20 protein-coding genes are annotated in these 26,920 nt (G+C 70.2%); 6 read left to right on the top strand and 14 right to left on the bottom strand.

Translation table 11 applies throughout. The annotated features are described in order from the left end of the window. Nucleotides 1-5: 5 nt before the first annotated feature. Entirely contained in the window at nt 6-2,336 is a 2,331-nt protein-coding gene (locus tag ACZ5MC_RS20720; protein ID WP_306597801.1) for a PAS domain S-box protein, read from the top strand. Here the strand turns inward: ACZ5MC_RS20720 and ACZ5MC_RS20715 are convergent. From ACZ5MC_RS20715 to ACZ5MC_RS20670, 10 genes are all read right to left on the bottom strand, one after another. Beyond that, nucleotides 2,333-3,331, bottom strand: a complete 999-nt coding sequence (locus tag ACZ5MC_RS20715; RefSeq protein WP_306597800.1) for an adenosine deaminase — start codon at nt 3,329-3,331, stop codon at nt 2,333-2,335. The genes ACZ5MC_RS20720 and ACZ5MC_RS20715 overlap by 4 nt on opposite strands. Before the next feature lie 51 nt (nt 3,332-3,382). Further along, a complete protein-coding gene (locus tag ACZ5MC_RS20710) occupies nt 3,383-4,273 on the bottom strand; it encodes a hypothetical protein (protein ID WP_306597799.1) in 891 nt (296 codons plus the stop codon). 3 nt (nt 4,274-4,276) lie between these two features. Next, entirely contained in the window at nt 4,277-5,059 is a 783-nt protein-coding gene (locus tag ACZ5MC_RS20705; RefSeq protein WP_306597798.1) for a DUF5777 family beta-barrel protein, read from the bottom strand. A 10-nt stretch (nt 5,060-5,069) separates the two neighbouring features. Beyond that, nucleotides 5,070-5,423 carry a c-type cytochrome gene (locus ACZ5MC_RS20700; RefSeq protein WP_306597797.1) on the bottom strand — a complete coding sequence of 118 codons (354 nt, stop codon included), beginning with the start codon at nt 5,421-5,423 and terminating at the stop codon, nt 5,070-5,072. Between the two features lie 21 nt (nt 5,424-5,444). After that, on the bottom strand, nt 5,445-8,081 hold the full coding sequence (locus ACZ5MC_RS20695; RefSeq protein ID WP_306597796.1) for a hypothetical protein: 2,637 nt from the start codon (nt 8,079-8,081) through the stop codon (nt 5,445-5,447). 210 nt (nt 8,082-8,291) lie between these two features. Continuing rightward, on the bottom strand, nt 8,292-9,050 hold the full coding sequence (locus ACZ5MC_RS20690; RefSeq protein ID WP_306597795.1) for a methyltransferase domain-containing protein: 759 nt from the start codon (nt 9,048-9,050) through the stop codon (nt 8,292-8,294). 10 nt (nt 9,051-9,060) lie between these two features. Next, nucleotides 9,061-10,767 carry an FAD-binding oxidoreductase gene (locus ACZ5MC_RS20685; protein WP_306597794.1) on the bottom strand — a complete coding sequence of 569 codons (1,707 nt, stop codon included), beginning with the start codon at nt 10,765-10,767 and terminating at the stop codon, nt 9,061-9,063. After that, complete coding sequence (locus ACZ5MC_RS20680) at nt 10,757-12,322, bottom strand: FGGY-family carbohydrate kinase (protein ID WP_306597793.1); 1,566 nt, start codon at nt 12,320-12,322, stop codon at nt 10,757-10,759. The genes ACZ5MC_RS20685 and ACZ5MC_RS20680 overlap by 11 nt, the downstream gene beginning before the upstream one ends. Further along, complete coding sequence (locus ACZ5MC_RS20675; RefSeq protein WP_306597792.1) at nt 12,315-14,015, bottom strand: glycerol-3-phosphate dehydrogenase/oxidase; 1,701 nt, start codon at nt 14,013-14,015, stop codon at nt 12,315-12,317. The genes ACZ5MC_RS20680 and ACZ5MC_RS20675 overlap by 8 nt, the downstream gene beginning before the upstream one ends. Beyond that, nucleotides 14,012-14,746: a GntR family transcriptional regulator gene (locus tag ACZ5MC_RS20670; protein WP_306597791.1), complete on the bottom strand. Its 735-nt coding sequence runs from the start codon at nt 14,744-14,746 to the stop codon at nt 14,012-14,014. The genes ACZ5MC_RS20675 and ACZ5MC_RS20670 overlap by 4 nt, the downstream gene beginning before the upstream one ends. Before the next feature lie 117 nt (nt 14,747-14,863). On the opposite strand from ACZ5MC_RS20670, the gene ACZ5MC_RS20665 reads away from it, so the two are divergent. Continuing rightward, nucleotides 14,864-15,886, top strand: a complete 1,023-nt coding sequence (locus ACZ5MC_RS20665) for a DUF2804 domain-containing protein (protein ID WP_306597790.1) — start codon at nt 14,864-14,866, stop codon at nt 15,884-15,886. A gap of 3 nt (nt 15,887-15,889) precedes the next feature. Here the strand turns inward: ACZ5MC_RS20665 and ACZ5MC_RS20660 are convergent, their stop codons facing one another. Then, a complete protein-coding gene (locus ACZ5MC_RS20660) occupies nt 15,890-16,444 on the bottom strand; it encodes a YtfJ family protein (protein WP_306597789.1) in 555 nt (184 codons plus the stop codon). Next, nucleotides 16,441-17,205: an alpha/beta hydrolase gene (locus ACZ5MC_RS20655; protein ID WP_306597788.1), complete on the bottom strand. Its 765-nt coding sequence runs from the start codon at nt 17,203-17,205 to the stop codon at nt 16,441-16,443. Before ACZ5MC_RS20655 ends, ACZ5MC_RS20660 begins: the two co-directional genes overlap by 4 nt. A 240-nt stretch (nt 17,206-17,445) precedes the next feature. On the opposite strand from ACZ5MC_RS20655, the gene ACZ5MC_RS20650 reads away from it, so the two are divergent. The 3 genes from ACZ5MC_RS20650 (at nt 17,446) to ACZ5MC_RS20640 (ending at nt 22,241) form a co-directional block, all read left to right on the top strand. Next, a complete protein-coding gene (locus tag ACZ5MC_RS20650) occupies nt 17,446-18,897 on the top strand; it encodes an OmpP1/FadL family transporter (protein WP_306597787.1) in 1,452 nt (483 codons plus the stop codon). Between the two features lie 16 nt (nt 18,898-18,913). Beyond that, entirely contained in the window at nt 18,914-21,382 is a 2,469-nt protein-coding gene (locus tag ACZ5MC_RS20645) for a bifunctional metallophosphatase/5'-nucleotidase (protein WP_464516677.1), read from the top strand. 61 nt (nt 21,383-21,443) lie between these two features. Further along, nucleotides 21,444-22,241 (top strand): SDR family oxidoreductase, encoded by a 798-nt coding sequence (locus ACZ5MC_RS20640; RefSeq protein WP_464516676.1) that lies wholly within the window; start codon nt 21,444-21,446, stop codon nt 22,239-22,241. A gap of 60 nt (nt 22,242-22,301) precedes the next feature. Here ACZ5MC_RS20640 and ACZ5MC_RS20635 read toward each other — a convergent pair whose 3' ends face one another. Next, entirely contained in the window at nt 22,302-22,862 is a 561-nt protein-coding gene (locus ACZ5MC_RS20635; RefSeq protein WP_464516675.1) for a hypothetical protein, read from the bottom strand. 120 nt (nt 22,863-22,982) lie between these two features. Here ACZ5MC_RS20635 and ACZ5MC_RS20630 point away from each other — a divergent pair, with 120 nt between their 5' ends. After that, nucleotides 22,983-25,403 (top strand): DUF5916 domain-containing protein, encoded by a 2,421-nt coding sequence (locus tag ACZ5MC_RS20630; RefSeq protein WP_464516674.1) that lies wholly within the window; start codon nt 22,983-22,985, stop codon nt 25,401-25,403. On the opposite strand, the gene ACZ5MC_RS20625 is transcribed toward ACZ5MC_RS20630, so the two are convergent. Then, nucleotides 25,400-26,803 carry an aldehyde dehydrogenase family protein gene (locus ACZ5MC_RS20625; protein WP_464516673.1) on the bottom strand — a complete coding sequence of 468 codons (1,404 nt, stop codon included), beginning with the start codon at nt 26,801-26,803 and terminating at the stop codon, nt 25,400-25,402. The two genes, ACZ5MC_RS20630 and ACZ5MC_RS20625, sit on opposite strands and share 4 nt — an antisense overlap. Between the last annotated feature and the right edge of the window lie 117 nt (nt 26,804-26,920).

Genomic DNA, 26,920 nt, shown 5'->3' with positions numbered 1-26,920 from the left:
ATACGATGGTCTCCCTGCTGTCGCCACGCTCGAAATGGATGCCCTACGGCCTCGGCGCCGGCCTGGTCCTCCTCGCCGGACTGGCCCGGGTCTGGCCCCTGCACGCCCTGGGCGGGCACCTCATCTGGCTGACCTTCTACCCTGCGGTCATCCTCGCGGCGCTCTACGGGGGGATGCGCGCGGGCCTGGCCGCCACCGCCCTGTCCTGCGCCGTGGTCCTCTGGGGCCTGCCCTGGTTCGCCGGACTCGAGCCGGTGCGGGACGGCATGGGCCTCCTGGGCATGGGGCTCTTCATCGCCATCACGACCATCCTGGCCTGGCTGTCGGAGACCTCGGGGCGCAGCCGGGTCCGCCAGCGGCGGGCGGAAGCTGAGCGGGAGCGCTTCTTCACCCTGTCCCTGGACATGCTCTGCATCTCCAATGCCGACGGCTACTTCAAGCGGCTGAGCCCGGCGTTCACCGAGACCCTGGGCTGGAGCATGGAGGAACTCCTCACCCGGCCGTTCCTGGACCTCGTGCACCCCGATGACCGGGAGGCGACGCTGCGGGAGGTGGAGCGGCAGGTGCGCCTGGGCGAGAAGGTGCTCCAGTTCGAGAACCGGTACCTTCACAAGGACGGCTCGTGGCGGTGGCTCTCCTGGCGCTCGGTGCCCGTGGCCGACGGCTCCATGTACGCCACGGCCCGGGACGTCACCCTGCTCAAGGACGCCGAAACGGCCCTGCGGCTTTCCCAGGGGGCCCTGGTGGAGAGCGAGCACCTCCTGCGCTCCCTCAATTCCGACCTGGAGCGCCGGGTCGAGGCGCGCACCGCCGAGGTCCGCCAGGCGCTGGCGACCCTCGACGCCACGGAGGACGGCGCCTTCGTCTTCGAGCCCGGCACCCTCCGGTTCACCTACGTCAACGAAGGCGCCGTGCGCCAGACGGGCTACACGAGGGCCGAACTGCTCGCCAGGACCGCGCCCGAGCTCCTGCCCGGGGAGGAGGCCGAGGGTTTCAACGCGTACCTGGCCCAGCTGGCGGCGGGGGAATCGCCCTCCCTGCAGCTGACGACCACGCACCGGCACAAGGACGGACACGAGATCCCGGTGGAGATCAAGATCCAGTACGTGACCCCCGCCCGGGAGTCGCCCCGGTTCATCTACCTCGCCCGGGACATCACGGAGCGCCGGCTCCAGGACCTCGCCGTGCACCGGTCCCAGCGCATCGAGGCGCTGGGGACCCTGGCCGGCGGCGTGGCCCACGACCTGAACAACGCGCTCACGCCCATCCTGATGGGCGTGGAGGCGCTGAGGGAGCAGTTCCCGGATGCCCCTTCGGCCGTCCTGGACCTGCTGGAGGCCAGCGCCAAGCGCGGGGCCGCCCTGGTGAGACAGCTGCTGGCCTTCGCCAGGGGCACCGAGGGTGTCAAGGAACCCATCCAGAGCGGTCTCATCCTCGCCGAACTGGCCGGCCTCCTGAAAAGCACCTTCCCCAAGAACATCCAGGTCGAGCTGATCGGCCGGGACGACCTGCCGCCGCTGTGGGGGGACGCCACCCAGGTCAACCAGGTCCTCCTGAACCTCTGCGTCAACGCGCGGGACGCCATGCCCGACGGCGGGAGGCTGACCCTCGAGGCCCGGGTCCAGGAGGTGGCGGGCCCCGTCCCCGACGCCCTCCCTGCCTCCAGGCCGGGACCCTACCTCGTCCTGGACGTGCGGGATACCGGAACGGGCATTCCTCCGGAGATCCTCTCCAAGATCTTCGACCCCTTCTTCTCCACCAAGCCCATCGACAAGGGCACGGGCCTGGGGCTCGCCACGGTGGTGGCCATTCTGAAGGGCCACGAGGGCTTCCTCCAGGTGCTGACCGAACCCGGCCACGGCACGACCTTCCGGGTGCACTTCCCCCTGGCCCGCCCCGGCTACCACGAATGGCAGGTCCAGGCGCCCGGGGCAGCGCAGTCCGGGGAGGGGAGGACCCTCCTGGTGGTGGACGACGAGGCCGGGGTGCTCACCATGGCGGCCATCGTCCTCAGGCGCCTGGGTTTCGAGGTGGTGACCGCCGTGGACGGCGTGGACGGCCTGATGCGCGCCGAGGACCACCGGAAGGTCCTCCACGGCGTGATCACCGACCTGCACATGCCGGCCCTCGACGGCCTGGATTTCGTCCGCGCCCTGAGGCGGCTCCTGCCGGCCATCCCCATCATCGTCTCCAGCGGCCGCATGGAGGACGAGGCCCTGGAGACCTTCCGCTCCCTGGGGGTCGGGGGCTTCCTGGAAAAGCCGTTCTCGGAGGGGCAGATCCGCGCCGTGCTGCAGGCGCAGGGCCTGCTGGGCAGGGGCCACCTGAAAGTCTAGAGCGCCTCCAGCGCCGCGAGCCAGGGCGCCCGTTCCGCGTCCGTCACGAAGCTGGCCAGAAGGCTGTTGCGCGCCACGGCGGCCAGGTCGGCGCGGGTGAGGCCCAGGCCTTCGGCCGTCTCCAGGTAGTTCTGCGCCACGTAGCCGCCGAAGTAGGCGGGGTCGTCGGAGTTGATGGTGACGCGGAGGCCCGCGTCGAGCATGCGCTTGAGGCTGTGCGACGGCATTCCGGGGAACACCTTCAGCTTCAGGTTGGACAGGGGGCACACCGTCAGGGGGGTGTTGGCGAGGGCCAGGCGCTCCACCAGGGCCGGGTCCTCCAGGCAGCGCACCCCGTGGTCCACGCGCTCGGCGCCCAGCAGGTCCAGGGCCTCGGTGATGTAGGCGGCGGGGCCCTCCTCCCCCGCATGGGCCACGGCGCGAAGTCCCAGCTCCCGGCCGCGCGCGAAGACCCGGGCGAACTTCGACGGGGGGTGGCCCGCTTCCGAGGAGTCCAGACCCACCCCGTGGATGCGGTGGAGGTGCGGACGGGCCTCCTCCAGGGTCGCGAAGGCCTCCTCCTCGGGCAGGTGGCGCAGGAAGCAGAGGATGAGCCGGGAGCTGACGCCCAGCTCACGCCGGGCCAGGGCCGCGGCCCGTTCCAGGCCGTCCAGCACCGTGGCGAAGGGGATGCCCCGGGCGGTGTGGGTCTGGGGGTCGAAGAAGAACTCGGCGTGCACCACCCCGTCCGCCGCGGCCCGGCGGAAGTAGGCCGTGCCCAGGTCGAAGAAGTCCTCCTCGCGCACCAGGGCCGCGGCCCCGGCGTAGTAGACGTCCAGGAAGGACTGCAGGTCGTGGAAGGCGTAGGCCGCCCGGGTTGCCTCGACGCTGGCGTAGGGCAGGGCGACGCCGTTGCGCCGGGCCAGCTCGAACATCATCTCCGGCTCCAGGGTTCCTTCGATGTGCAGGTGGAGCTCCGCCTTGGGCAGGGCGCGGATGTAGGCCATCAGATCCATGGGGGGTTCCTTCGCGGGGGGATGGGACCATGATCCCAGATGCCCCGGCGATTACCTAGCGTGGCACCCGGCACAGGTCTCCAGCCCCCGGGCCGGGCTGCGCCAGTAGACGAAGTCCTCCCCGCCGTAGTCCTTGCGGTCCGCCTCCGGGATCCGGGGCCAGTAGAGGGCGAAGGCCTGGGTTCCGTCGGCCTTGGCCTCCCGCATGAAAAGGGGCCCCGGGCCGCCTTTGGCCTCGGTGCTCATGACCGCATAGGCGCCCACGGGCAGGGCCTTGCCGGCCGCAAGGGCGTCGCTTCCCGAGGCGGTGACCCAGGTGCGGGCCAGGCGGTCCCCGTGGGCCCTGCTGCGGAAGGGGGCGGCCTGCAGCGGCTCCAGGCTGGCATAGTCCAGGGCCCGGACGGGGAGCTCCGCCTCGGCGTCGTTCTTCTTGGCGTTGATGGCGTCGGCCGCGGCCTTGTTGGTCTCGGCGCTGCCGAAGACCATGACCCCGCCCAGCCGGCCCACGTAGCCCCAGGTGCCCGCCCACAGGATGGTCCCGGCCAGGCACGCGGTGGTCCACCGCATGCGGTCGGGCTCGTGGTAGGACTTGCGCAGCAGCAGGAGGTTCAGGAGCCCCACGCCGAAGCCGGCCAGGGCCGTGAGCTCGTGCGTGCGCAGGATGCGCTGGAGCGCCTGGCCCTGGGAGGCCACGACCGGGAGGAAGGCGCCCGTGGGGATGAGGTTGAGGAGCCGGGCCCAGTAGAAGCCGCTCAGCAGGGTGAGCAGGCTCCCCCCCAGGGCCAGCAGGGCGACCCGGAAGGCCATGCGCCGCCAGGTCTGCGGGTAGCGGGAGCGGTGGGCGGCCACCATCATGACCGGCAGCACCACGACCATGCCCAGGGGCACGTGCACCAGGGCGGGGTGTTCGCGGGAGAAGATCTCGAAGAGCGCGCTTCCCATCACTCAGAAGGTCCGGGCGACGTTGAACCCCAGGGCCCACTGGCCCGTGGAGCGCGCGCCCCCGCCGTAGTCCCCGGACAGGACCTGGTTGGCCGTGGTGCCCGAGGTGTTGGTGCCCACCAGGGTGAACCGGTGCTTGAAGGTCTTGTAGGTGAAGCCCGCGGCGTAGCCCGGCTTGAAGGCCTTGTCGATCTTCGGGGGGCGCGGGTAGTACTCGGCCACGAAGCCCAGCTTGTCGGTGAAATCGATGCGCAGTCCCGCTCCCGCCGTGAAGACGGCCTTCTTCTGGGTGGTGGTGCGGCTCAGCCAGGTGGGAACCACCGTCAGGATCCCGAAGTCCCCGAGGAAGAATTCCGTGGGCAGCTGGCAGGCGGCGCCGGTGAGGCCCACGGTGCCGAGGGGGGTCTCGGTGCGCCTGACCACCTCGTCGAACCGCTCGGCCCGGAGGGCCATGCGCACGACGTCGGCGTTGAGGAGCCGCTGCTGGAGGGCGAACGTGAAGGTCTTGTTGTCCGCCGTGCGGTAGAGGATCACGTTGAGGCCCTTGACGGGCTTGAACCCGAAGTCCACGCCGAAGCCCGGATAGGCGTAGCCGTCCAGGCCGTAGGCGTCCTTGCCGTGGCCGGAGGCGGGCGTGGAGAAGCGGTGGGTGAAGGCGATCCCCAGGTCCCAGAACTGCATCATGTCGCCCGTGGGCAGGTTGACCCCCAGGGGGTATTCGGATGACTCGCCGAAGAGGAGGCTCGAGGCCAGGCACAGGGCGGCGGTTCGCAGGCATGGGGTCATGGACAGCCTCCTAGTGCTTGGCGCCGAAGGGACGGATGATGTCGGTGATCATCTTCTGGGCCTGCTCGGGGGTCATCTTGCCCTTGAAGGCCGGCATCTTCTCCTTGCCTTCCAGGGTGATGCGGACCCAGTCGGAATCCTTCTTCCGCCCGGCCTTGCGGCTGTCGGTGAAATCGAAGCCGTTGTCGGGCAGCTGCTGGCCGGCGTTGTCGCGGCCGTTGCCGTTCACGCCGTGGCAGCGGGCGCACACGTCCAGCCAGTACTTGGGGTAGTCGCCGCCGAAGGGCGGGGCCTCCTTCCTGCTCTGGGCGGCCAGGGACGCTCCGCAGAGGAGGACGAGGAGAGCGAGGCGTGGGAAGGGCATGGAATCTCCTTGGAATGCGGCCTACCAGGACCGGTTGGCGTGGTTCTCGCCGTGGCAGGTGAGGGTGCAGGTGCGGTTGGACGCGTTGTAGACCGAGCGGCTGCCCAGGTACTGGATCGTGTCGCCGGCCGGGCCTTCCATGGCGGCGGTGTTCAGGCGGGTGAAGTGGGCCAGGGCCCCGGGCGTGCCGTTGGCCATGGCGTGGCAGTCGGTGCACTTGGCGGCCACCTCCGAACCCAGGTGCGTGCCGTGGTGGCCGGAATAGTAGCTGTTGTTCTCCGGCACGCCCAGGGACGTGCCCCGGGAGTGGCAGGCGCGGCAGCCGGCGTCGCCCGTGGCCCCGGCGGAGTCCAGGGTCCCGGTTCGCCAGTTGGGTGCCGACAGGGCCCCGTGGCAGCTCACGTTGGAACAGGTGAGGGTGGCGGGAGCGAAGGCTGCGGCGCCGGCCTTCGCGTTGTAGGTGGGCGAGAAGCCCGTGGGCGCGGGCGGCACCCGGAGCGTGTCGGCGCCGGGGCGGGCGTTGGCGTAGGTGTAGTGGTTCGGGGTCCCGGCGTCGTAGTTCGTGTGGCAGACCCCGCACTGGGCGGCGACGCCCGCGAGGGCATTGTGCCTGGCGTGGGCCCCGGCGACGTCGGGGAAGGCGGCGGCCGCCGGGGGCCTGCCGTGGCAGGAGGCGCAGTTGGCCACCGTGAGCGGGGAGCCCGCCTGGTGGCAGACGCTGCACAGGGGCGCCGTGGACACCGGGGACGTGCCCGTCACCGCGTGGCAGCTGGAGCAGTTGGCGTTGAAGGCGGTCTGGCTGCCGGCGCCGGTGTGGCCCGTGCCCAGGTAGGGCACCGGGTGGCTGGGGCCGCCCTTCCAGGAGGAGGCGGCGTGCACGTGGCTGTGGCAGGTCACGGTGCAGTTCTGGTTGACCGGGTCGTAGGTGTTGGCCGTGCTCCCCAGCAGGAGGATGGTGTCGCTGGCGGGGCCCTCCATCTGGGGCGTGTCCAGGTGGGCGAAGTGGTTGGCGGCCCCGGGCGTGCCGTTGGCCATGCCGTGGCAGTCGGTGCACAGGGCGCCCACGCCGGAGGCCAGGTGGAAGCTGTGGAGGCCGGACCAGGCGGCGTTGTTCTCGGGCGTGGCCTGGGCCGTGCCCACCTGGTGGCACTGGCGGCAGCCGGGATCGGAGTTGACGTCGATGGTGGCCCTGCCCCAGGCCGGGGTGGGGATGCCGCCGTGGCAGCTCACGCTGGAGCAGGTGAGCGCCGTGGGATTGAGGGCGGCGGTGCCGGCCTTGGCGTTGAAGCTCGCCAGCAGGGACACGGGTGCGGGCTGGGTGGCGGTGCCCAGGCCCGGCCTGGCGTTGGCGCGGTTGTAGTGCTCCAGGGAGCCGGAGTCGTAGGTGTTGTGGCAGGTGGAGCACAGGCCCGTCACCCCCGCCAGGGCCTCGTGAATGGCGTGGGAGCCCGCCACGTCGGGGAAGGAGGTCCCCGTGGGGGGCCTGCCGTGGCAGGAGGTGCAGGAGGTCCGGGCCAGGGGCGAACCGGCCACGTGGCAGGTGGCGCAGCTGGGCGCGCCCGTCAGCGGGGAAGCGCCCGTCACGGCGTGGCAGGTGGCGCAGTCGGCGCTGAAGGAGGTCTGGGTGGCCGCGGTGTGGAGCGAACCCTGGAAGGGCACCGGGTGGTTGGCCTGGCCGGGGCCGTTGGCGTGGCAGGCCACGGCGTTGGAGGAAGCGGCGAAGCAGCTGGGAGCGGCCGGCAGCGGCGCGGTGCGGCCCCGGGTGTAGTCGTGGCAGAGGGGGCAGGCCAGGTCCCGGTTCTGGGCGTTGCGGTGGGAGGGCACGTAGCCCGGGAAGGTGTCCACGGGCGCCGCGCTCCAGACGGTGGAGTGGGCCCCCGCCGCGGTGTGGCAGGCCGAGCAGGCCGTGGAGACGGAGCCGCCGCCGAAGGACGTGGTGCCGGGAATGCCGTGGCAGGACTGGCAGTACACCAGGTTCTGCTTGGCCTGGAAGCCGTGGAAGGCGCTGCTGGCGGCGTCGCGCCACGCGGCTCCCAGCGGGTGGGGCGCGGCGGCCGCGCCGTGGCACAGGGTGTTGTTGAAGCAGGAGGGCACGGCGCCGGCGGCCGCGGACTGGGCGGGATGCCCGGCGGGATTGCTGGCCGAACCCGCCAGGTGGCACTGGGCGCACACCGCGGCGTTGGCGGGATCGGTGGTGCTGTGGGTGAGGCCGGCCGCATCATTCCAGGGCCTGGCGGGGTGCGGCGCGGGGACGCCGTGGCAGCTCTTGCAGGACACCGCGGAACCGCCGCCGGCGAAGTCCGCCCCGTGGCAGGTCTGGCAGGACGCGAGGCCCCCGCCCGTGGCGTCCTGGGCGGACTTGGCCCGCAGGCCGTGGGAGGCGGCCAGGCTGAAGCCGGGAACGGTGCCGTGGTGGCAGTCCGCCGTCATGCAGTTGGGGATGCTGCTGCCCACCTTGAGGACGGTCATCTCGTGGCAGGTCCTGCAGCGGGCGAGGTCGGCCAGGGCCTGCCCCTGATGGACGCCCAGCCAGCCCTTGGGGTGGTAGTTCCCCTTGGCGGCGGCGGAGCCGCTTCCGCAGCCCACGGCCAGGAGGATCGGCAGGAGGGGCAGCAGGACGAGCCCGGCGGGGAGCTTCTGAATTAATGATCTAATCATTAACCTGAAACGCACACGTTTGACCATGGCCCGGGGTACTCCTGGAAGGGTGCTATGAAGTGCTGATCGGGATTCCGGGATCCATCGATTAGCAAAATCTTGAAGATCTTGGTTCTTCAAGCTACCCGCAGGTTATTGCATGTGCAAACATCAATTTTGAAAAAAACTAACATCCCTCATTTCATATTCTATTTTGACGATGAATAGGTCTTATTTCTGGACCACGAAGAACAGCCGCAAAAAGGGCATGAGCAGGTTCCCGTCCCGGCTCAGGGGGAAGGCCTCCCGGACGCCCTCGAGGACCAGCTCCTTGAAGAAGGCCTGGTCCCCGGGCTCCAGGCGCTCCAGGTAGGGGCGCATGCCGGTGGTCTCGAACCACTTCACCACGGCCTCGTGGCCGGGCAGGACGTGGTGGTAGGTGGTCTCCCAGAGGTCCACCTGCGTGGCCAGGGGGGCCAGGAGGTCGTAGTAGAAGCCGGGGTCCTTGAAGGTGAGCGTCGGCTCGGCCCCGGGCAGGCGCCCCGCGAACCGCGGGTGCGCGGCGGCCTTCTCCATGGCCAGGCGCGCGGGGGAATCCTTGCCGGTGGGCATCTGCACCGCCAGGTGGCCGCCCCTGGCCACCAGGTCCATGAGGCGGGGCAGGAGCAGGTGGTGGTCCGGAAGCCACTGCAGGACGGCGTTGGAGAAGACCACGTCGTAGGGTCCTCCCCCGAAGTCCGCCAGGTCCGCGAGGACCCAGTCGCCTTCCGGATCGTTCCTCCGGGCGGCGGCGATCATCTCGGGGGAGTTGTCCATGCCCGTGACCCGGGCGCCGGGCCAGCGCTCCCGCAGGACCTGGGTGCTGTTCCCGGGGCCGCAGCCCGTGTCCAGGACGGAAGCGGGGGCCGCGGCGGGAATGCGCGCGCAGAGGTCCCGGGAGGGGCGGGTGCGTTCCTGCTCGAAGCGGAGGTAGCCGGCGGGGTTCCACATGGGAAGCAGTCTACCGCCGCTGGTCCTCCGGGAGGTCCAGGCCCAGGGTGCCTCCGGGGTTCAGGATGCCCCCGGGGTCGCAGTGGCGCTTGATGGCGCGCAGGAGGTCCATGTGCGCGGGTCCCAGCTGGCCCTCCAGCCAGGGCGCCGTCATGCGCCCGATGCCGTGGTGGTGGCTGAGGGCCGCGCCCTGGGCGCGGATGGCGTCCAGGATCCCGGCCTGGTAGGCCAGGTAGTCGGGGATGGCGTCCATGCGGGTGATGAAGATGAAGTAGAGGTTCGCCCCCTGGGGATAGCAGTGGGACATGTGGGTCATGCAGAGGGTGCCGGGCCGCGCCTTGCAGAAGGCGCGCACCTCCCGGTGCACCCGCTCCAGGCTGTCCCAGGTGACCGAGCACTCCAGGGTGTCGGTCATGATGCCGAAGTCCTGGAGGTCCTCCCGCAGGTAGGGGTCCCGGAACCGCCCGTGCTCCCAGGCCCGGGTCACCAGGCCGGTGGTGGGCAGGGCGCCGAAGCGCCTGGCGATGCGCCCCACGGCCCTGCGGACGTTGCGAGCGTAGCCCCGCTCCCCGTCGGTGGAGCCCAGCAGGAGGCAGCGCTTCCCGGGGCGCAGGCCCCACAGGCCCAGCAGGGCGTTGGCCGCCGGGCTCTCCACCCCGTAGAGCTTGAGGGCGACGTCGGTCTCCTCCGGGTCCGACAGGCGGAAGACGGAGGGGAACCCGGCCTCGCACTGGAGGATCTCCCGCACGGCCCGGCAGGCGCCGGGCCAGTCCGGGAACATGTAGCCGAAGCGGAGGCGGTTCTCCGGCAGGAGCCGGAAGACGCGCAGGGTGACCTCCGTGACGATCCCGAAGGCGCCCTCGCTGCCCAGGAGCAGCTGGTCCAGGTCGGGGCCGGTGGCCGCGGCGGGGTGGCAGGCGGTGCGCAGGACGCCGGCGGGAGTGACGCACTCCTGGGCCAGCACCAGATCCTCGATCTTGCCGTAGTAGGTGGAGTTCTGCCCGGCGCCCCGGGTCACGGCCCAGCCGCCCACGGTGGAGAACTCGAAGGACTGGGGGAAGTGGCCGCAGGTGTAACGCCGGGTGGCGCCGAAGAGCCCGGGCGCGCCGTTGAGGAGCTTCTCCAGCTCGGGGCCGTACATGCCGGCCTCGACGGTGACGGTCTGGTCGGTCTCGCTGAAGGCGACGACCTTGTGCATGTGCCGGGTGAGGTCCAGGGAGACCCCGCCGCGGGGGCACTCCAGCCCCCGGGTCACCGAGGACCCGCCGCCCCGGGCCGTCACGGCGATGCCGCGGCCCGCGCAGAGCTCCACGATGCGGGCCACGTCGTGGCGGTTGCGGGGGAAGAGCACGGCGTCCGGGAGGTTCTCGGCGATGCCCTCCCGAAGGCGCAGGAGGTCGAGCATGGTCTTGCCGTAGGCGGCCCGGAGCCGGGCGAGGCCGTCCGTGGCGACGCCGCCTGCCCCCAGGAGGGCCCGGAAGGCCTCGAGGTCGCCGGCGGCGAGCCCGCAGGGGGGGTCCAGGTCCACCCGGCCCTCCCCGGTGCGGCCCGGGGCCCGGAAGTCCGCGTCGCACATGCCGAAGGTCGTCTTCATGAGGCCGAAGAGCCGGGGGTTGGGGTGCTTGAATTCCCCCGGGGCGCCCCACTTGAGCAGGGAGCGCCAGGAGCCCGGGGGGGGCGCCTCGTGGATCCAGGGGGGCTGGGGATCAGTCTTCATCGGAGGCCCTCGCCGGATAGTTCACGATGGACCGGATCTCCTGGTACAGGGGCTTGAGCCGGGCGTAGAGCTTCCGGTAGACCCTCCGGTACAGCCTGTCGTAGAGCGCGGCCTCGGCGGGCCGGGGGCGGTAGACGTGGCCGTGGCGGACCATGGCGGCCACCGCGTCGGGCAGGGTCGGGTAGAGGCCCACGCCCACGGCGGTGATGGCCGCGGCGCCCAGGCCCGCGGTCTCGAAGGTCTCGCCCGAGGTGAGCTCCCGGCCGAGGATGTCGGCGGTGAGCTGGCAGATCTCCCCGGACTGGGTGGCGCCGCCGGAGATGCCGATGCGGGTGATCCGCCTGCCCCCGGCCCTCTCGATCCGCTCCAGGCCCTCCCGCAGGCCGAAGGCCAGGCCCTCCAGGAAGGACCGGTAGATGTAGCCGCGGGTGTGGACGTCCCCGAAGCCCACCATGGCGCCCTTGGTCCAGGGCAGCTTGAGGCTGGGGCCCCAGTGGGGCAGCGTGATCAGGCCCATGGACCCCGCGGGCACCTCCCGCAGGAACCGGTCGAGGATCACTTCCGGGGGGACCCCGGCCTCGGCGGCCTCGCTCACTTCCACCGGCGCCAGCTCCCGCTTGAACCAGGAGATCATCCAGTAGCCCCGGAAGATCTCCACCTCGGGGTTGTAGTGCCCGGCCATGGCGGCGGGGTAGGGGGGCATGAAGGCCACCGGCTCGAAGTAGCGCGGGCTGCTGGTCTGGACCGTGGCGGTCGTGCCCAGCGAGAGGCTGGCCATGGTTTCCCCGACGCAGCCGATGCCGACGGTCTCGGCGCCCTTGTCGGAGGCGCAGGCGACGACGGGGAGGCCCTCGGGAAGGCCCGTGGCCCGGGCGGCGCCGGCCGTCACCGTGCCCAGCAGGGAACCCGCGGGCAGGAGCTCCGGGAGCAGGGCGCGCTCGATGGGGAAGAGGAGGTAGGGCAGCTCGCCCTTGCGGGCCCAGCGCATCTTCTTGTAGTTGAAAGGGATATGGCCGATCTGGTTGGCCACGGAGTCCCGGTAGGCGCCGGTGAGCCGGTGGTTCAGGAAACCCGAGACCTGGAGGACCTTGGTGGTTCGGGCCCAGATGTCCGGCTGCTCCTGGCGCACCCAGCTTGCCCGGCACTCCTTCTGGGTCTTCTGGACCGCCTCCAGCATGCCCACGGCCCAGAAGGCCAGGCGCTTGAACCAGATGGGCCGGTAGACCGAGCGGGCCTTGCGGGTGTCCAGCCAGGTGATGGCCGGGCGCAGGGGGAGGCCCTGCCGGTCCAGGAAGACCATGGTGTCCCGCTGGGTGGTGACCCCCACGCCGCGCACGGCGTCGAAGGCCTCCCGGGCCTCCAGCTTCAGGGTGCCCACGGCCTCGCAGAGGCTCTTCCAGTAGAGCTCGGCGTCCTGCTCGGCCCAGCCGGGGCGGGGGCTCGTGTAGGGCTCGTACTCGATCTTCACCTTGTGCAGGAGGGTGCCGTCCTTGGCGAAGAGCATGGCCCTGAGGCTCTGCGTTCCGCAATCCAGGGCCAGAAGCGTTTCATCCATGGGCTGCCTGCTGGAAGAAGATGGTTTTCCGGATGTAGTCCAGGTAGGTCGCGATCTCTCGTTGCGTGCGGGGTTCGTCCCAACCGTAGAAGCTTCCCGCCACCGCCGCAACCCTGGAGGCGAGGGCCTCCTGGAGGCGGTGGGAGACGGTGAGCTGCATCTCGGTGCGGCGCAGCATCAGGTCCATGAGGGTGGGGGCGTTCTCGAAGGCCAGGATGTGGCGCAGCTCGGCTTCGCAGAAGGGGTGGCCCTCCAGCAGGGGCAGCCCGGAGGGCGGGTCCGCCTTGACCTCGGCGAGGATAGCCACGGCGCCGTGGCCGTACTGCTGGTGGAGGTGGCGCAGGGTGGCCTCGGGCAGGAGGCCCTCCAGCCCCAGGCCGGCCAGGACCTTCCCGAAGGCCTCCCAGGTGACGCCCGCCTTCAGGGGGCGGCGCGAGAAGTTCCGGTGCCTCTCCCGGCCCTTGAGGGGGCGGAGGTAGCCCTGGCGGGAGCAGTGGCTCAGCACGTCCCAGCCCATGACCCGGAAGGTGGTGAGCTTGCCCCCGGCGATGGCCACCAGGCCCGTGCCGGGATCCCGTATGACGTGCCGGCGGCTCACGGCGGAGGCGGTGGCGCCCCCGTCCTTCACCAGGGGCCGGATGCCGGCGTAGGTGGAGAGGATGTCGTCGTACGTGATGTTCGCCCCGGGGAAGCGGATGTTGACGGTGCGCAGGAGGTAGTCCGCGTCCTCCTTCGTGCAGAAGGGCGCGTCCAGGGGTCCCTGGTAGTCGGTGTCGGTGGTGCCGATGAGGCTGATGTCGCCCCGGCGCAGCACGAAGAAGTTCCGCCCGTCGTCCAGGGAACGGAGGATGAAGGCCTCCCGGTTGCCCAGGCGCGCGTTGGGGATGGCCAGGTGCACGCCCTTGGTGGGCCGGATCTCGGGGCCCGCGAGCTCTCCCGTCCAGACCCCGGTGGCGTTCACCACGCAGCCGGCCTTCACGGTGAAGGCGCGGTCCGAGAGGCGGTCACGGATCTCGACGCCCCGGACCCTCCCGTCCTCCACGAGGATGCCCGCGGCCTCGGCGTAGTTCAGGGCCACCGAGCGCCCCCCGCTGAAGTCCCGGGCTTCCTTGAGCACTTCCACCACGAGCCGGGCGTCGTCCACGTTGGCGTCGTAGTAGAGGCCGGCGAGGACCATGCCCTCGGAACGCACGCCGGGCTCGCGCTCGTTCAGCTGGGCCGGCGTGAGGATCCGGTGGCGGGGGATGCGGTAGCGGGAGAAGGCGTTGGAGAGGAGGTCGTAGAGGCGGAGCGCGGCCTTCACGCGGCCCGGGCTGTCCTTGCTGCCGAGGTAGGCGCAGTAGTGGAAGCCCAGGGGCCGCACCAGGTTGGGCAGGGCCGCCAGGAGCCAGTTCCGCTCCGTCGTGGACTCGCGCACCAGCTTCCACTCCTTCTGGGCCAGGTAGCGCATGCCCCCGTGCACCAGCTTGGAGGAGCGCGAGGAGGTGCCGAAGGCGAAGTCCTCCTTGTCCACCAGGAGGAAGGTGATCCCCCGGAGCGCGGCCTCCCGGGCGATGCCGGCCCCGGTGATGCCGCCGCCGATGATGACCAGGTCGAAGTCCAGGCTGGCGGCCCGGTCCAGGGCGCCGGGGCGCTCGAGGGCGGACCAGGCCAGGCCCGTGCCCGCGGTGTGGAAATCGTCGCCGCGGCTCACAGCACCCCCTCCCCGGTCCTGCCGGGCAGCTGGATGAACTCCAGCGGATGGAGGTCCGTGCGCAGGGTGAAGCTCACCGCGTAGTAGACCTCCCGTTTCAGCACCAGGGCCCGTTCCACCCGGATGGCCTGGCGGCTGCCCAGGGCCCGGGCGGCCTCCCGCTCCTCCTTGATGCGGAAGTCCAGGGCATGGAACCGGTTGCGCACCCTGTCAGGGGCCAGGCCGAAGCGTCCGCTCATGAGCCCGTGGAGGGAACCGGAGAAATCCGCCGTCTCGATGCCGGGGAAGTCCCCCTCCCGGAAGTACGAAGTCTCCACGGCCAGCACGTCGCTGCGCACCAGGCGGAGGCGCTTGACCTGGAAGACCCGCGGGGCCCCCTCGAAGAAGCTCCGGAGAAAGGGGGAGGAGATGCGGTCCGGGGCGATCCAGCCCGACTCCAGGACGGTGTTGCGCACCGGGTGGCGGGTGCGGGCCAGCTCCTCCGTGATGGAGAGGGTGCCCGAGAGCGGGTTGAAGCTCATGGGCGCCTCCACGAAGGTGCCCTTGCCGTGCATGCGGTAGATGAGGCCCTCGGCCTCCAGCATCCCCAGGGCCTTGCGCACGGTCTCCCGGCTGGCCTCGAAGAGCTTGACCAGCTCGGGCTCGGAGGGGAGGCGGTCCTCCCAGACGCCGTCGGCGATCCGGGCCCGGAGGGCGTCCCGGATGCTGGCGGCGAGGGTCTTCCTGATCATGGCGGCGGCTCCCTGCAACTTGTACGGACAACACTTGTATAGACAAGTTAATCCCTTCCCTGAAACAGTCAATGGAATTCCACGGGCGCGGCGTAGACTGGGGGAAAAGGGTCCGTCATGCACACGCTCATCGGGGAGAACGGGAAGGTCGGCTACGGCTGCCTGGACGGGCCGGTCGACTTCAACCACGAGGCCTTCCCCCTGCGGACCTTCTTCGGGCGCAGGGCGGGCCGGCTGCGAAGGCGCATGGCCCTGGGGGCCTTCAGCTACCTGGGCATCCTGGGGGACGGCTGCCTGGCGGGCCTGGCAGCCGTGCGCCTGGGCTACGTGGCCAACGTCTTCGGCTTCTTCTTCGATTTCCGCACCGGGGACTTCTGGGAGCACACCGTGAAGGACCTCCCGGGCCGCCTGGACTTCCCCCTGGACCCCGACGAGGGCGCCATCCGCTACCGGAGCCGCAGCTGCAGCCTCGATCTGGCCAAGTCCCACAGCCGGGAGCGGCTGGAGGTGGAGGCCCGCTTCGGGAAGCGCCTGGCCGTGAGCGGCCGGTTCCCCTACGGCTTCGCGAACAAGCCCCTTCGGGTGGTGAACCCCAGCTGCGGGGACCCCAACCGCTTCACCTTCACCGAGAAGTGCGCCCCCCTCCTGCCGGAGGCCCTGTCGGTGACCTTCGACGGCGTCGAGCGGGCGGGCCCCCTCGCCCAGGCGGCCGCCGTGTACGACTGGTCAGCCGGCTTCTTCAACCGCCACAGCAACTGGCTCTGGTCGGCCCTGGCCGGGATCCTGCCGGACGGCACCCCGGTGGGCGCCAATTTCGCCGCCCTGGTGAACGAGTCCTTCTACCCCGAGAACGCCTTCTGGGTGGGCGCCAAGCGGATCCGCCTGGCCCAGGTGGTCTTCGACTACGACCCCGCGGACCCGCGGGGGGAGGACTGGCGCGTCTTCACCGAGGACGGCCAGGTGGACCTGCGGTTCCGGCCGCTGGGGGAGCGGGGGGAGCGGACCCGGGTGCCCTTCCTGAAGGTGAATTTCCGGCAGTTCTTCGGGGAGTACACCGGGTGGCTGCGGGACCCCGGCGGGCGCTCGGTGCGGCTGGACCGCATGCGGGGGGTGGCGGAGATCCACCTCTCCGTATGGTGAGCCCTATTTCAGCCTGTCCTGGATGAGTCCCACGGCCTTCCGGATCTCCTCGGGCGAAAGCTTCCCTTCCTTGAAGAAGAGCACCGTCCCGTCCCGGTCCAGCACGATGACCGCCGACTGCCCCGGCAGCAGGCCCCAGGCGGCCCTGGCGGCGCCCTTCTCGTCGGCCACGAAGATGGCGTAGGGCGTGTCCCTCTGGTTCTTCTCGAGGCGGCCGACCCCGACGCCGTGGGTGACCCAGTTGGCCTCGGAGAGGTTCAGGACCGTGATGGTCTTGTAGGGGCTGTCCGGAAGCGTCTCGGGGAGCCTGGCGGCGATGAGGGCGTCGATGTACGGCTTGTTGATGTCGTCGATGCCCATGCGGGCGGCGAGGTGGTAGAGGGTGCGGATCCGGCCGTTGGTTTCCGAGGCCTTCCAGGGGCGATAGGCGATGGACCTGCCGTCCAGGACCATGACGCCCTTGTCGGCCACTTCGGCTTCGGGGAGCTTCTGGCCGACGGTGATCCCAGCCAGGGCGGGACCGAGTGCGAGGAGGGCGATGGCGGCCTTGCGGATCATGGTTCCTCCCGGGAAAGGCGGGTGAAGAAGGCGATGCACTTGTCTGCGATGAGTTCCTTGTCGTGGTCCATGGTGGCCACGTGGTAGGAATGCTCCAGCCACACCAGTTCCTTGTCGGCGGAACCGGCCTCCAGGAGGGTGATGGGGGCGTTCCGGGCCGGCAGGACGTGGTCCTCCCGGGACTTGAAGACCAGCAGGGGCTGGCGGAGCGCGGGCAGGTCCGCCCGCACCTCCCGGGCCAGGCGGTACACCTGCTCCACGCCTGCGGTGGGGGTGCGGTCGCAGCCGGGCTCGCTGATGCCCGAATCCAGGATGTCCGAGGCGATGGCGGGGGTGGAGCGCACGAGGTGCTTGAGGAGGAAGGCCACGGGGACCAGGGGATTGCCGAAGACCAGCGCGTGGTTGACCACCGCCACGCCCCGGATGGCGGGGTCCGTCTGGGCCAGGCGCAGGGCCAGGGTCCCCCCCATGGAAAGGCCCGTCACGAAGACCATGCGGCTCCGGGCCTTGAGGCGCTCCATCGCGTCGCGCAGGTCCCGCAGCCAGTCCTCCCGGGTGGCGGTGGCCAGGTCCTGCCAGTGGAGGCCGTGTCCCGTGAGGCGGGGGCACTCCACGTTGAAGCCGGCCTCGGCCAGGCGCCGGGCCAGGTGGATCACGCTGGCGGGGCTGCCGGTGAACCCGTGGGACACCAGGACGCCGGCGTCCGTTCCGGGGTAGGCGGAATAGGGTTGCCAGGCCGATTCGGGATCGCGCATCGCCATGGTGCCTCGCAAGCTTTGGACTCACCGGATTCTGGAAGCTGCGGACGGACGCCGTCAAGCTGAAATGCCTAAGCTTAGGAATGGCATCCCAAACAAAGGTTTGACGGGCGGTACGGGCAGGTCTAGCATCCACCCAACCACTCGTTTTTCCATGTCCCTCCAACGGCAGGCCCTGGGCTGCCCTTGACCTGAAACAGCATCAATCCCCCTTAGTCCGGATCCCACACAGGAGGTACGTTAATGAAGAGAGGTCTGCTCTATTCCTCGCTGATCCTCGGCCTGATGCCCCCGGCGGCGGCCGGCGGGATCTTCTACAACAGCAACCAGAGCGCGGAATACATCCGAATGTTCGACCGGAACAGCGCGATCGACAACGCGGACATCGTCTACTACAACATGGCCGGCACCACCCGGCTCAAGGACGGCTGGACCTTCAACTTCAGCGACCAGATGATCTTCCAGAAGGCCACGGTGCGCACCATCGGGAACCCGGCGGTGGGGGACAGGACCTACACCTCCGACAACCCGGTCCTGATCGTCCCCAACTTCTACCTGGCGTACAAGAAGGACACCTGGGCGGCCTTCCTGGGCGTGGAGACCCTCGGGGCCACGGCCATCCGGGAATGGAAGGGCGGGCTGCCCACCCTCGACCTCATGGGCAAGCAGCTGGCGGGCTATGGCCAGACAGAGTACTCCCAGGTCATCGGCGCCGACGCCATCGCCGCGGCTCTGGCCGGCGGCGCCACCCCCACCCAGGCCCAGGCCGCGGGTCTTGCGGCGGGCCTGGGCACCGCCTACTTCCCCTCCAACTCCTACCTGAAGGGCTCCTCCGCCTACATCGCCGTGCGGATCGGCGGCGCCATCCAGGTCAACCCGAAGTTCTCGGTGGCCGCGGCGGGGCGGTTCGTGACGTCCCAGCAGGCCACGGTGGGCAGTGTGGACGGCTATTGCACCTACAACCAGTTCAACCATGACCTGAGGACCCACAACCGCCTGGTCATCGACAAGGTCGACAAGGCCACGGGGTTCTCGGCCGAATTCGGCTTCAACTACTACCCGAACGACAAGGCCGTGCTGAATCTGACCTATGAGATGGGCACCTCGCTCAACTTCAAGACCACCGTGCACGACGGCAAGGACGGCGGCGGCCTCTTCAAGGACGGCGCCAAGGCCCACCTCGACCTGCCCCAGGTGGTGCGCCTGGGCTTCGGCTACCAGCTGACGCCCGCCCTGCGGCTATCCATGGGGGCCAACGCCTACCTGGAAAAGGACGTCGACTTCAGCGCGCTCGACAACGTGCAGTTCGGAATCAAGGCCTCCCGGGCCTACCGGAACACCTACGAGGAGTCGGCGGCCTTCGAGTACCAGATCAATCCCAAATGGCTTGTGAGCTTCGGGGTCAACCTGAACCAGATCGGGCAGCGCCAGGAATCCACCATGGACATCAGCGTTCCGGGCGCCCACGCCAACTACATGTCCGAGGGCGTCGGCTTCCAGTACTCGGCCTCGAAGCGCATGAAGATCAACGTGGGCCTCGCCCACACGGCCTTCCAGAACAAGTACAAGAACGCGGACGCCGGGGACCGGCAGCTGGCGGCATCCTACGCCACGCAGGGCGTCACCATCGCGCCGACCAAGGAATACAACAAGGAATACTACATCCTCGCCATCGGCGTCGATTTCCATTTCTAACGGACAGGAGCCATCCATGCCAAGGAATGTCGTTTCGCTGGCCGCCGGGAGCATCCTCACCGTACTGCTCGTAGGCTGCTCGCTTTCCTCCCCCGAAAAACTCGCCGGCCAGGGCGCCCTCGCCGGCGACGCCAAGGTCATCCTCCTCCAGACCACGGACGTCCATGACCACGCCAACGGTTTCGGGCCCATGTCGGCCACCAGCCCGGGCCCCGTGGGCTCCTACGCGCGGGTCGCGAGCTACGTGAACTCCGTGCGGGCCGGGGCGCCCGCCGGGACCTCCGTGGTGCTGGTGGATTCGGGCGACTGGACCATGGGCACGCTGTACGACCTCACCATCGGGTCCCAGCCCCTGGCCACCTTCTTCATCGACACGCTGCGCTACGACTGCGTGACCCTGGGCAACCACGAGTTCGACTACACCCCCCTGGGCCTCGCGTCGGCCCTCGCCCAGTCCCAGGCCAAGTTCGGCTACCACACCCCCATCGTCGCCTCCAACACGGTGCTCAACGGGAACGCGGACCTGGCCCCCTTCATGGGCACGGCCATCACCCCCACCTACACCAAGACCTACGCCTCGGGCCTGAAGATCGGCTTCATCGGCCTCATGGGCACGGAGGCCGCCGCGGCGGCCCCGGCCTCGGCCCCGGTGACCTTCACCGACTACAGCAAGAACTACGCCCTGGTGCAGAACCTGGTGGACAACCTCCGCAACGCCCAGGGCTGCCACGTGGTCATCGCCCTCTCCCACGCGGGGACGGACTCCTCCAACATCAACGCCGTCACCGGCGAGGACGTGAACCTGGCCAAGAACACCACCGGCATCGACGTCATCGCCTCCGGCCACACCCACAACGCCTTCCCGGACACCAAGGCGAACTTCGCCCAGGCCACCGCCGTCGCGGGCAAGACCTGGACCACCCAGATCATCTGCGCCGGCGCCTACACCACCAACGTCGCCCGCATCGACCTCACCTACAACTTCGCCTCCAGGACGACCACCCTGGTCGCCTCCTCCAACAAGGCCATGACCGACGCGAGCCTCACGGCCCTGGCGGTCAACCCCGTGCGCGACCCCGCCCAGTCCGTGTTCGTGGCCCAGGCGGACTCCCAGCTCAACTACGGGCTGGGCTCCCTGTTCACGACCCTCTTCGGCTCGCAGGCGGGATACACCTACAACGCCACCGACCTGACCACGGGGATCTACAAGGTGGTGGGCACCACCCCCCAGGACATGCGCTCCAACGACCAGAACCCCGTGCGCTGCCCCAACGGGCTGGGCGACTTCGCAGCGGACTCCGTGCGCAACGTTCCCAACGGCATCATCTCCGCCGCCGTCGCGGGGACCATGACGAAGTACTCCCTGACCCAGGCCCAGGCCGTCGCGGCCCTCCAGGCCGGAGGCTACGACACCACCCCCTACACGGCGGGCGTCGTGGCCACAGGCGTCATCCGCGACTACCTGGGCGCCGGCCCCATCTCCTTCGCCAACGCCTACAACGTGCTGCCCCTGGGCATCTCCCCGGACACCACCCAGGCCATCCCGGTGGGCTACCCCCTGATGTCCATCTACCTCACCACCGAGGACCTCCAGAAGGTCTGCGCCCTCCAGCTCCTGAGCCAGTGCAACCTCACCCCCTCGGACTACTACCTGAACCTCTCCGGCCTCACCTACGCGCTGGACGGCCCCGGGTCCTACCTGTACTTCAAGTACGCCACCGCCGCCGCCGTGCTCTCCGTGGTCCAGTCCAAGGCCGCCACCGTCGCCGCCGCCGGCGCGGCCTACCAGGCCCTGGCCGCCCTGGGCGCCACCGGCGATCCCACGGCGCTCCTCACCGCCATGGCCGGCGGCAACGCCTACGCCACGGCCATGGTCGCCCTGAACGACCCGGCCGCCACCCTCACCCAGACCCAGATCGGCACGAACCTGCAGGTTCTGGGGGACGTCGCCACCAAGGGCGCCACCGACGCCGCCACGGGCAGCATCACCCTCAACACCAAGATCTTCAACATGGCCATCGGCGCCATCGGCCAGATCTCGGCCTTCGCCGCGGCCGACGCCACCTGCATGGGCGCCCCCGCCCTCGACCTCGCCCCCGCCACCCGCTACCGCGTGGCCGGCGACCTCTATGCCGTGCTGATGATGGGCGCGGCGAAGTCCAAGTTCGGGGTGGACATCACGGCCTACGCCAAGGGGACCGCGGGGGACGCCACCACGGTGTCCGCCGCCAACCTGGCCGCGGCCATGGCCTACCGCATCAACGCCAGCGGGCCCGTCGCCCCGGTGGTCGAGCTCAAGGAGTGGATGGCCCTGGTCGAGTACATCGGGGCGCTGGGCGGCACCATCCCGCCCTACTACCTGTCCACCGCCGTCTTCTCCGATTTCGCCGTCGCGGGGCGCTGGGGCCCGGCCGTCACGGTGCGGAACCAGTCCTATCCGATCGGATCCATCGGCGCGATGATGACGACCCTCGGAGGCCTTTGATCAACCGCAACGCCGGGGGGTGCCGCCAGGCGCCCCCCGGCCCTTTTCCCGTGGAGGTTCCATGACCCGCCTGCGCGGTTCCCATGTGCTCATCACCGGCGCCGCCAGCGGCATCGGGCGCCTCATGGCCCAGGACGCCCGGGTGCGGGGGGCGCGCCTGACGCTCCTTGACCGGGACGAGGCCGGGCTCCGTTCCGTCATGGCGGAACTGGGGGGCGACACCGCGGTGTTCACGGTGGACCTCTCCGACCGCGCCCAGATCCAGGCCACGGCCGCCAAGGTCCTCAGGACCCGGGGCGCGGTGGACGTGCTGGTCAACAACGCCGGCATCGTCACGGGCAAGCCCATCCTGGAATGTTCGGACGAGGCCATCGAGCGCACCTTCCAGGTGAACACCCTGGCCCTCTTCTGGATGACCCGGGCCTTCCTGCCGGCCATGATCGCCCAGGGCCGGGGCCACCTCGTCACCGTCGCCAGCGCCGCGGGCCTCTCGGGCACCTCCCGGCTCACCGACTACTGCGCCTCGAAATTCGCCGCCGTGGGCTTCGACGAGTCCCTGCGCCTGGAGCTCAAGCGCCTGGGCCACCCCGTCCGCACCACCGTGGTCTGCCCCTACTACATCGACACCGGCATGTTCCGCGGCGTCAAGACCCGCTTCTCCTGGCTCCTGCCCATCCTGGACCCCGTCTACGTCACCGTCCGCATCCTGGACGCCATCGAGAAGGACCGCGCCCGGCTCATCATGCCGAGGTTCGTGGTGTCGGTGCTGATGATCAAGTTCCTGCCCGCGTCGCTCTTTGACGCCATCACGGGGTTCTTCGGGGTGAACCGGTCCATGGACGAGTTCAAGGGACGGTGATGGGCGGGGGGAGCCGTCCCGGTCCGCCCCCAGGCCGTTCGAGAAGGTTCCGCAATCCCCCTAGCGCGGCCAGAGCCACCCGAAGGCGCCGGCCGTCAGGAGGGCGTAGATGAGCCCGTCGGCCAGGTCCTTGAGGGTCACCTTCCAGGGCTTCCCGAACCAGATGGAGCCCTGCACGGTGGCGGCGGCGTAGGCCAGGAACGCCACGGTGCCGGCCACCCGGAAGACCTGGAGGTACGGGGTTCCCGGGGCCAGGGTGCGGGAGGCCAGGTAGGCCACGCAGAAGGAGATGGCCAGGGTGTAGACGAACCATTGGCCAAGGTACCTGCCCATGTTCGGGACCCCGGGGGCGGTCAGGATGAGGAAGCCGATGGGGCCCTCCTCGAATTTCTTCTTCATCGCCTCGGAACCCATTTCCTTGTGGTCGCCGCAGTGGGGGAGGGTGTACTGCCCGGGGCCGGGCGAGCCCTTGCGGATGGCCGCGCGGAGGCCCTCCTCGTCCGGGTGGGGCAGGTAGTCGGAGTTGTGCCACTTGAGGGCCATGTGAACCAGGCTGCTGCCCAGAAAGACGAACACCGCCGCCAGCAGGATGGGCAGCCACAGCTGAGTGAGGGATACCATGGGCGTACTCCCGGGAAGTTGGAAACCATCTTAGTCGTGGAGCTTACGTTCTTTGCTAGGATAACAAACGGGATCAGCGGGTCTTCTGTTCGTTCGGTCCCACCTTATGAGAGAGCGTCCATGGTTCCTTGCTCGCCCGTGATCGGTCTGCGCCTCGCGCGGTGGGCGGCGCTCGCGCTGGTGGCCTGGGGCATTCCCCTGGGGGCGGCCGGGCTGGAAGCGGTGCGCGCCCGGGGACCCATTCGGTTGGACGGCGGCATGCACGAGCCCGACTGGGACCGGGCCCCCGCGGCCACGGGGTTCCGCACCTCCTGGCCCGACTTCGGCCGGGAGGCGGCCACCCCCACCGAGGTGAAGGTCCTCTACGACGACCAGTATCTCTACGTGGGCGCGCACATGGGGCTGCCCCGGGGGGTGCGCCCCGTGCGCCGCCTGCACCGCCGGGACCAGGAGAGCACCAGCGACTGGTTCGGCGTCTACATCGACAGCAACCGGGACCGGCGCACCGCCTTCGGCTTCCTGGTCAACGCCGCCGGGGTCCAGCGGGACGCCCTCTACGCCGGGGACGCCATCTCGGGCGACTCGAGCTGGGACGCCGTCTGGGAAAGTCAGGTCAAGGCCGGTCCGGGAGGCTGGACGGCCATCCTGAAGATCCCCCTCTCCGTCCTGCGCCTGCGCAGCGGAGGGAACGAGGTCTGGGGCATCAACTTCAGCCGCACGGATTCGGGCGCCATCCGCGAGTCCAGCTACTGGGACCTTCCGCCCCGGGGCGAGAACGCCTTCGCCAGCCGGTTCCCGGACCTGACCGGCATCAAGGGGGTGGCCCCCCAGCTCCGGCGGGAGTGGATCCCCTTCTTCACCTTCACGGACAAGTTCCGTACGGCCAAGACCTACGATGACCGGCACCGGAAAGGGAACGCCGGGCTGGATGCCCACCTGGGCCTGACCTCCGCCTCCCAGCTGGACCTGACCCTGCGGCCGGACTTCGCCCAGGTGGAGGTGGACCAGGCGGTGCTGAACCTCTCCACGGTCGAGACGGTCTTTCCCGAGAAGCGGCCCTTCTTCCTGGAGGGCATGGAGATCTTCCAGTTCCCCGGGGTCCGCCTCTTCTACAGCCGCAGGATCGGCCGGAGCCTCGCCAGCCCCACCCTGGACGACGGCCAGACCCTCCTGGACGGGCCCCCGACCGCGGAGATCGCGGCGGCCGCGAAGTACACGGCCAAGCTGGACAGGGGTCTGGCCCTGGGCGCCCTGGCCGCGGGGGTGGAGAACGCCCGGGGCATCGTGGACACGGCGGACGGCGGGCGCCTGGGCCGCCCCATCTCCCCCTACGCCACCTACGGGGTCGTCCGGGCCCTGCAGACCGTGGACGGCCGGGGGAGCACCGTGGGCGGCTTCGCGTCCGTGGTGCGGGAGGCGGACCGCACTGGGCGGATAGCCAAGGTGGGGGCCGTGGACAGCGTCCTGAAGAGCGCCGACCGGGCTTCCGTCCTGGAGCTGAGCGCCGCATGGAGCGAGGCGGGGGCCAGGGGGGCCGAGGCCACCGGGGCGTGGCAGTACGCCCGGTACTTCCGGCGCTGGAGCTCGGGCTGGCGCATGGAGGTCAACGGCGACAACGCCAGCCGGAACTTCAACCCCAACGACCAGGGCTACCAGGCGCGGGCCGACGAGCAGCGCGTCTACGCCGGGGTGGTCCGCCACTGGGACGAGCGGATCCTCTCCATGCGGAACTGGGAGTGGGGTGTGGATTTCTCGTTCGCCCGGGACCAGGCCGGCAAGGTCTTCCAGCGGACCGCAAGCACCTGGGCCAGCACGGACTTCACCAATTTCTGGGCCGTGTGGGGCAGCGCCCGGGTCTCCCTGCCCGTGGACGACGACCGGGAGCTTCGCGCCTACACGGATCCCGTCAAGAAGTACCTCCACCGGGGCTCCATCCCGGGCCTGGGCCTGGGGTTCGACACGCCGGGGAACCGGCCCTGGTACGTGCGCATCACGGCCAACCGGTCGTTCTGGCCGGACGGCCCCACCTCCGACGCGGGGTGGTACCAGTCCATCAAGCTCGGTCCGGCCATCGAGATCCAGTCCGACACCTCCGTCACCCGCAACGAGGGGGAGCTCAGGTACCTGGAGACCCAGGGCACGACCCCCGTGGTCGGCCTCCGGCGCATGACCCAGTTCAACGAGACCCTGCGCCTGGCCTACGCCGTGACCCCGAAGCTCAGCCTGCAGGTCCTCGGACAGTGGCTCATGGCCAACTGGGAGTTCCGGAACCTCCAGAGCTACGTGGACGACGGGACCCTGGCCCCCAACGCCGCCAGCGCCGCCACGTGCTTCTCGGACCGGGTATGGAATGAGAACCTTATCGTCCGATGGGAATTCAACCCGGGGTCCACGCTGTTTTTCGTCTACACCCACGGGGTGGCCACGGATGCGCTGGTCAACGACCGGGGCAGCCTCAGCCCGCGTGCGGACGTGGCCGTGCTTTCCCGCCTGCCTTCGGACGATGCGGTCCAGGTGAAGGTGAGCTGGATGTTCCGCTAGAGGTACCGGAGGGTCAGGGCCACCAGCTTCCGGACGAACCGGGTGTAGGGCGGGTGCATGAGCCGGGCCGGGGAGAACCGCGTCCGCTGGTGGAGCACGGCCCGCTCGTTGGAGAAGGCCAGGAAGCCGTGGTGGCCGTGGGCCCTCCCGAAGCCCGAGGCGCCGGTGCCGCCCGCGGGGAGGTGGGGATGGGCGAAGTGGAGGACCGTGTCGCCGATGCAGGCCCCGCCCGAGGCGGTGCGGGCGAGGATGCGCTCCGCCCGGGCCCGCTCCGCGAAGACGTAGAGCGCCAGGGGCGTGGGGCGGGCGTTGACGAAGGCCACGGCCTCGTCCATGGAGGCCACCTTCAGCACCGGGAGGATGGGGCCGAAGATCTCCTCCTGCATGAGGGCCGAGCGGGGCGGTACGTCCGCCAGGAGGGTGGGGGCCAGGTAGTTTTCCGTCGCATCGGCCTCGCCGCCCAGCACCACGCGGCCTCCCGAAACCGCCAGGAGGCCCGTGAGCCGGGCCAGGTGGGCGGCGTTGATGACGCGGGCGAGGTCGGGGCTGGCCTTGCGGGCCTCCGGCGTCTCGCCGTAGTGGCGCTTCACCGCGCGGACCAGGGCTTCCAGGAGACGGTCGTGGGCGCCTTCGGCGACCAGCACGTAGTCCGGGGCCACGCAGGTCTGGCCCGCGTTGATGAACTTTCCCCAGACGATCCTCCCCGCGGCCTCCTCCAGGTCCGCCCCGGCGTCCACCAGGACGGGGGACTTGCCCCCGAGTTCCAGGGTCAGGGAGCCCAGGCGCCGCGCGGCGGCGGCCATGACCCGCTTCCCCACGGCGGGGCTGCCGGTGAAGAACACGTGGTCGAAGGGCAGGTCCAGCAGGGCCCGGGCCTCCGGGGCCGCGCCCTCCACCACGGCCACCTCCTCCGGCGCAAACAGGCCCTCCAGGAGGGACCTCAGGAAGGCGGTGGCATGGGGCGTGAATTCAGAAGGTTTGACGATGCAGCAGTTGCCGGCCGCGATGGCGGAGACGAGGGGCCCCAGGGTCAGGAAGAGGGGGTAGTTCCAGGGGCTGATGATCAGCACCACGCCCTTGGGCTCGGCCCGGACGCTGGCGGCGCTGCCGAGGAAGGCCAGGGGGGTCCGCACCTTCCGGGGCCGCATCCAGGAACCCAGGTGGCGCAGGGCGGTGCGGATCTCGGAAAGGACGGGGTAGATCTCCGTGAGGTCCACCTCCTCGGGGCACTTGCGGAAGTCCGCGGCCAGCGCGGCCCGGGCCTCCGGGAGCCGGGCCAGGAGGGCCCCCATGAGGGCCCGGAGCTTGCGCCTGCGTGCGGAGGCGCAAGCCGAACCCACCCGCCACCGCGCCTCCCGCTGGGCTGCGAAGCGTTCCTCGGGGGTGGGGACCTGGGTCACGGGTGCTCCTGGAGCCGGGCCGGACCAGGTGCAGACTGGAGCCTTCATCGGCTCCCCACCCTACCAAGAATCCCGGTCAGGGACGCCAGGGCCCGGGCCGTCCACTCCCTGACGTCC

The sequence above is a fragment of the Mesoterricola sp. JemC181 genome (assembly GCF_055384585.1).
The sequence above is the reverse complement of the archived record's forward strand: the minus strand, read 5'-3'. Positions and strand labels throughout refer to the sequence as shown.

Excerpts from the sequence above, each read along its gene's own strand:
- ACZ5MC_RS20710 (WP_306597799.1), bottom strand. The coding sequence starts at position 4,273 with ATGGGAAGCGCGCTCTTCGAGATCTTCTCCCGCGAACACCCCGCCCTG.
- ACZ5MC_RS20665 (WP_306597790.1), top strand. The coding sequence starts at position 14,864 with ATGCACACGCTCATCGGGGAGAACGGGAAGGTCGGCTACGGCTGCCTG.
- ACZ5MC_RS20685 (WP_306597794.1), bottom strand. The coding sequence starts at position 10,767 with ATGAAGACTGATCCCCAGCCCCCCTGGATCCACGAGGCGCCCCCCCCG.
- ACZ5MC_RS20630 (WP_464516674.1), top strand. The coding sequence starts at position 22,983 with ATGGTTCCTTGCTCGCCCGTGATCGGTCTGCGCCTCGCGCGGTGGGCG.
- ACZ5MC_RS20645 (WP_464516677.1), top strand. The coding sequence starts at position 18,914 with ATGCCAAGGAATGTCGTTTCGCTGGCCGCCGGGAGCATCCTCACCGTA.
- ACZ5MC_RS20705 (WP_306597798.1), bottom strand. The coding sequence starts at position 5,059 with ATGACCCCATGCCTGCGAACCGCCGCCCTGTGCCTGGCCTCGAGCCTC.
- ACZ5MC_RS20680 (WP_306597793.1), bottom strand. The coding sequence starts at position 12,322 with ATGGATGAAACGCTTCTGGCCCTGGATTGCGGAACGCAGAGCCTCAGG.
- ACZ5MC_RS20690 (WP_306597795.1), bottom strand. The coding sequence starts at position 9,050 with ATGTGGAACCCCGCCGGCTACCTCCGCTTCGAGCAGGAACGCACCCGC.
- ACZ5MC_RS20695 (WP_306597796.1), bottom strand. The coding sequence starts at position 8,081 with ATGATTAGATCATTAATTCAGAAGCTCCCCGCCGGGCTCGTCCTGCTG.
- ACZ5MC_RS20715 (WP_306597800.1), bottom strand. The coding sequence starts at position 3,331 with ATGGATCTGATGGCCTACATCCGCGCCCTGCCCAAGGCGGAGCTCCAC.
- ACZ5MC_RS20640 (WP_464516676.1), top strand. The coding sequence starts at position 21,444 with ATGACCCGCCTGCGCGGTTCCCATGTGCTCATCACCGGCGCCGCCAGC.
- ACZ5MC_RS20655 (WP_306597788.1), bottom strand. The coding sequence starts at position 17,205 with ATGGCGATGCGCGATCCCGAATCGGCCTGGCAACCCTATTCCGCCTAC.
- ACZ5MC_RS20670 (WP_306597791.1), bottom strand. The coding sequence starts at position 14,746 with ATGATCAGGAAGACCCTCGCCGCCAGCATCCGGGACGCCCTCCGGGCC.
- ACZ5MC_RS20635 (WP_464516675.1), bottom strand. The coding sequence starts at position 22,862 with ATGGTATCCCTCACTCAGCTGTGGCTGCCCATCCTGCTGGCGGCGGTG.
- ACZ5MC_RS20650 (WP_306597787.1), top strand. The coding sequence starts at position 17,446 with ATGAAGAGAGGTCTGCTCTATTCCTCGCTGATCCTCGGCCTGATGCCC.
- ACZ5MC_RS20720 (WP_306597801.1), top strand. The coding sequence starts at position 6 with ATGGTCTCCCTGCTGTCGCCACGCTCGAAATGGATGCCCTACGGCCTC.
- ACZ5MC_RS20660 (WP_306597789.1), bottom strand. The coding sequence starts at position 16,444 with ATGATCCGCAAGGCCGCCATCGCCCTCCTCGCACTCGGTCCCGCCCTG.
- ACZ5MC_RS20700 (WP_306597797.1), bottom strand. The coding sequence starts at position 5,423 with ATGCCCTTCCCACGCCTCGCTCTCCTCGTCCTCCTCTGCGGAGCGTCC.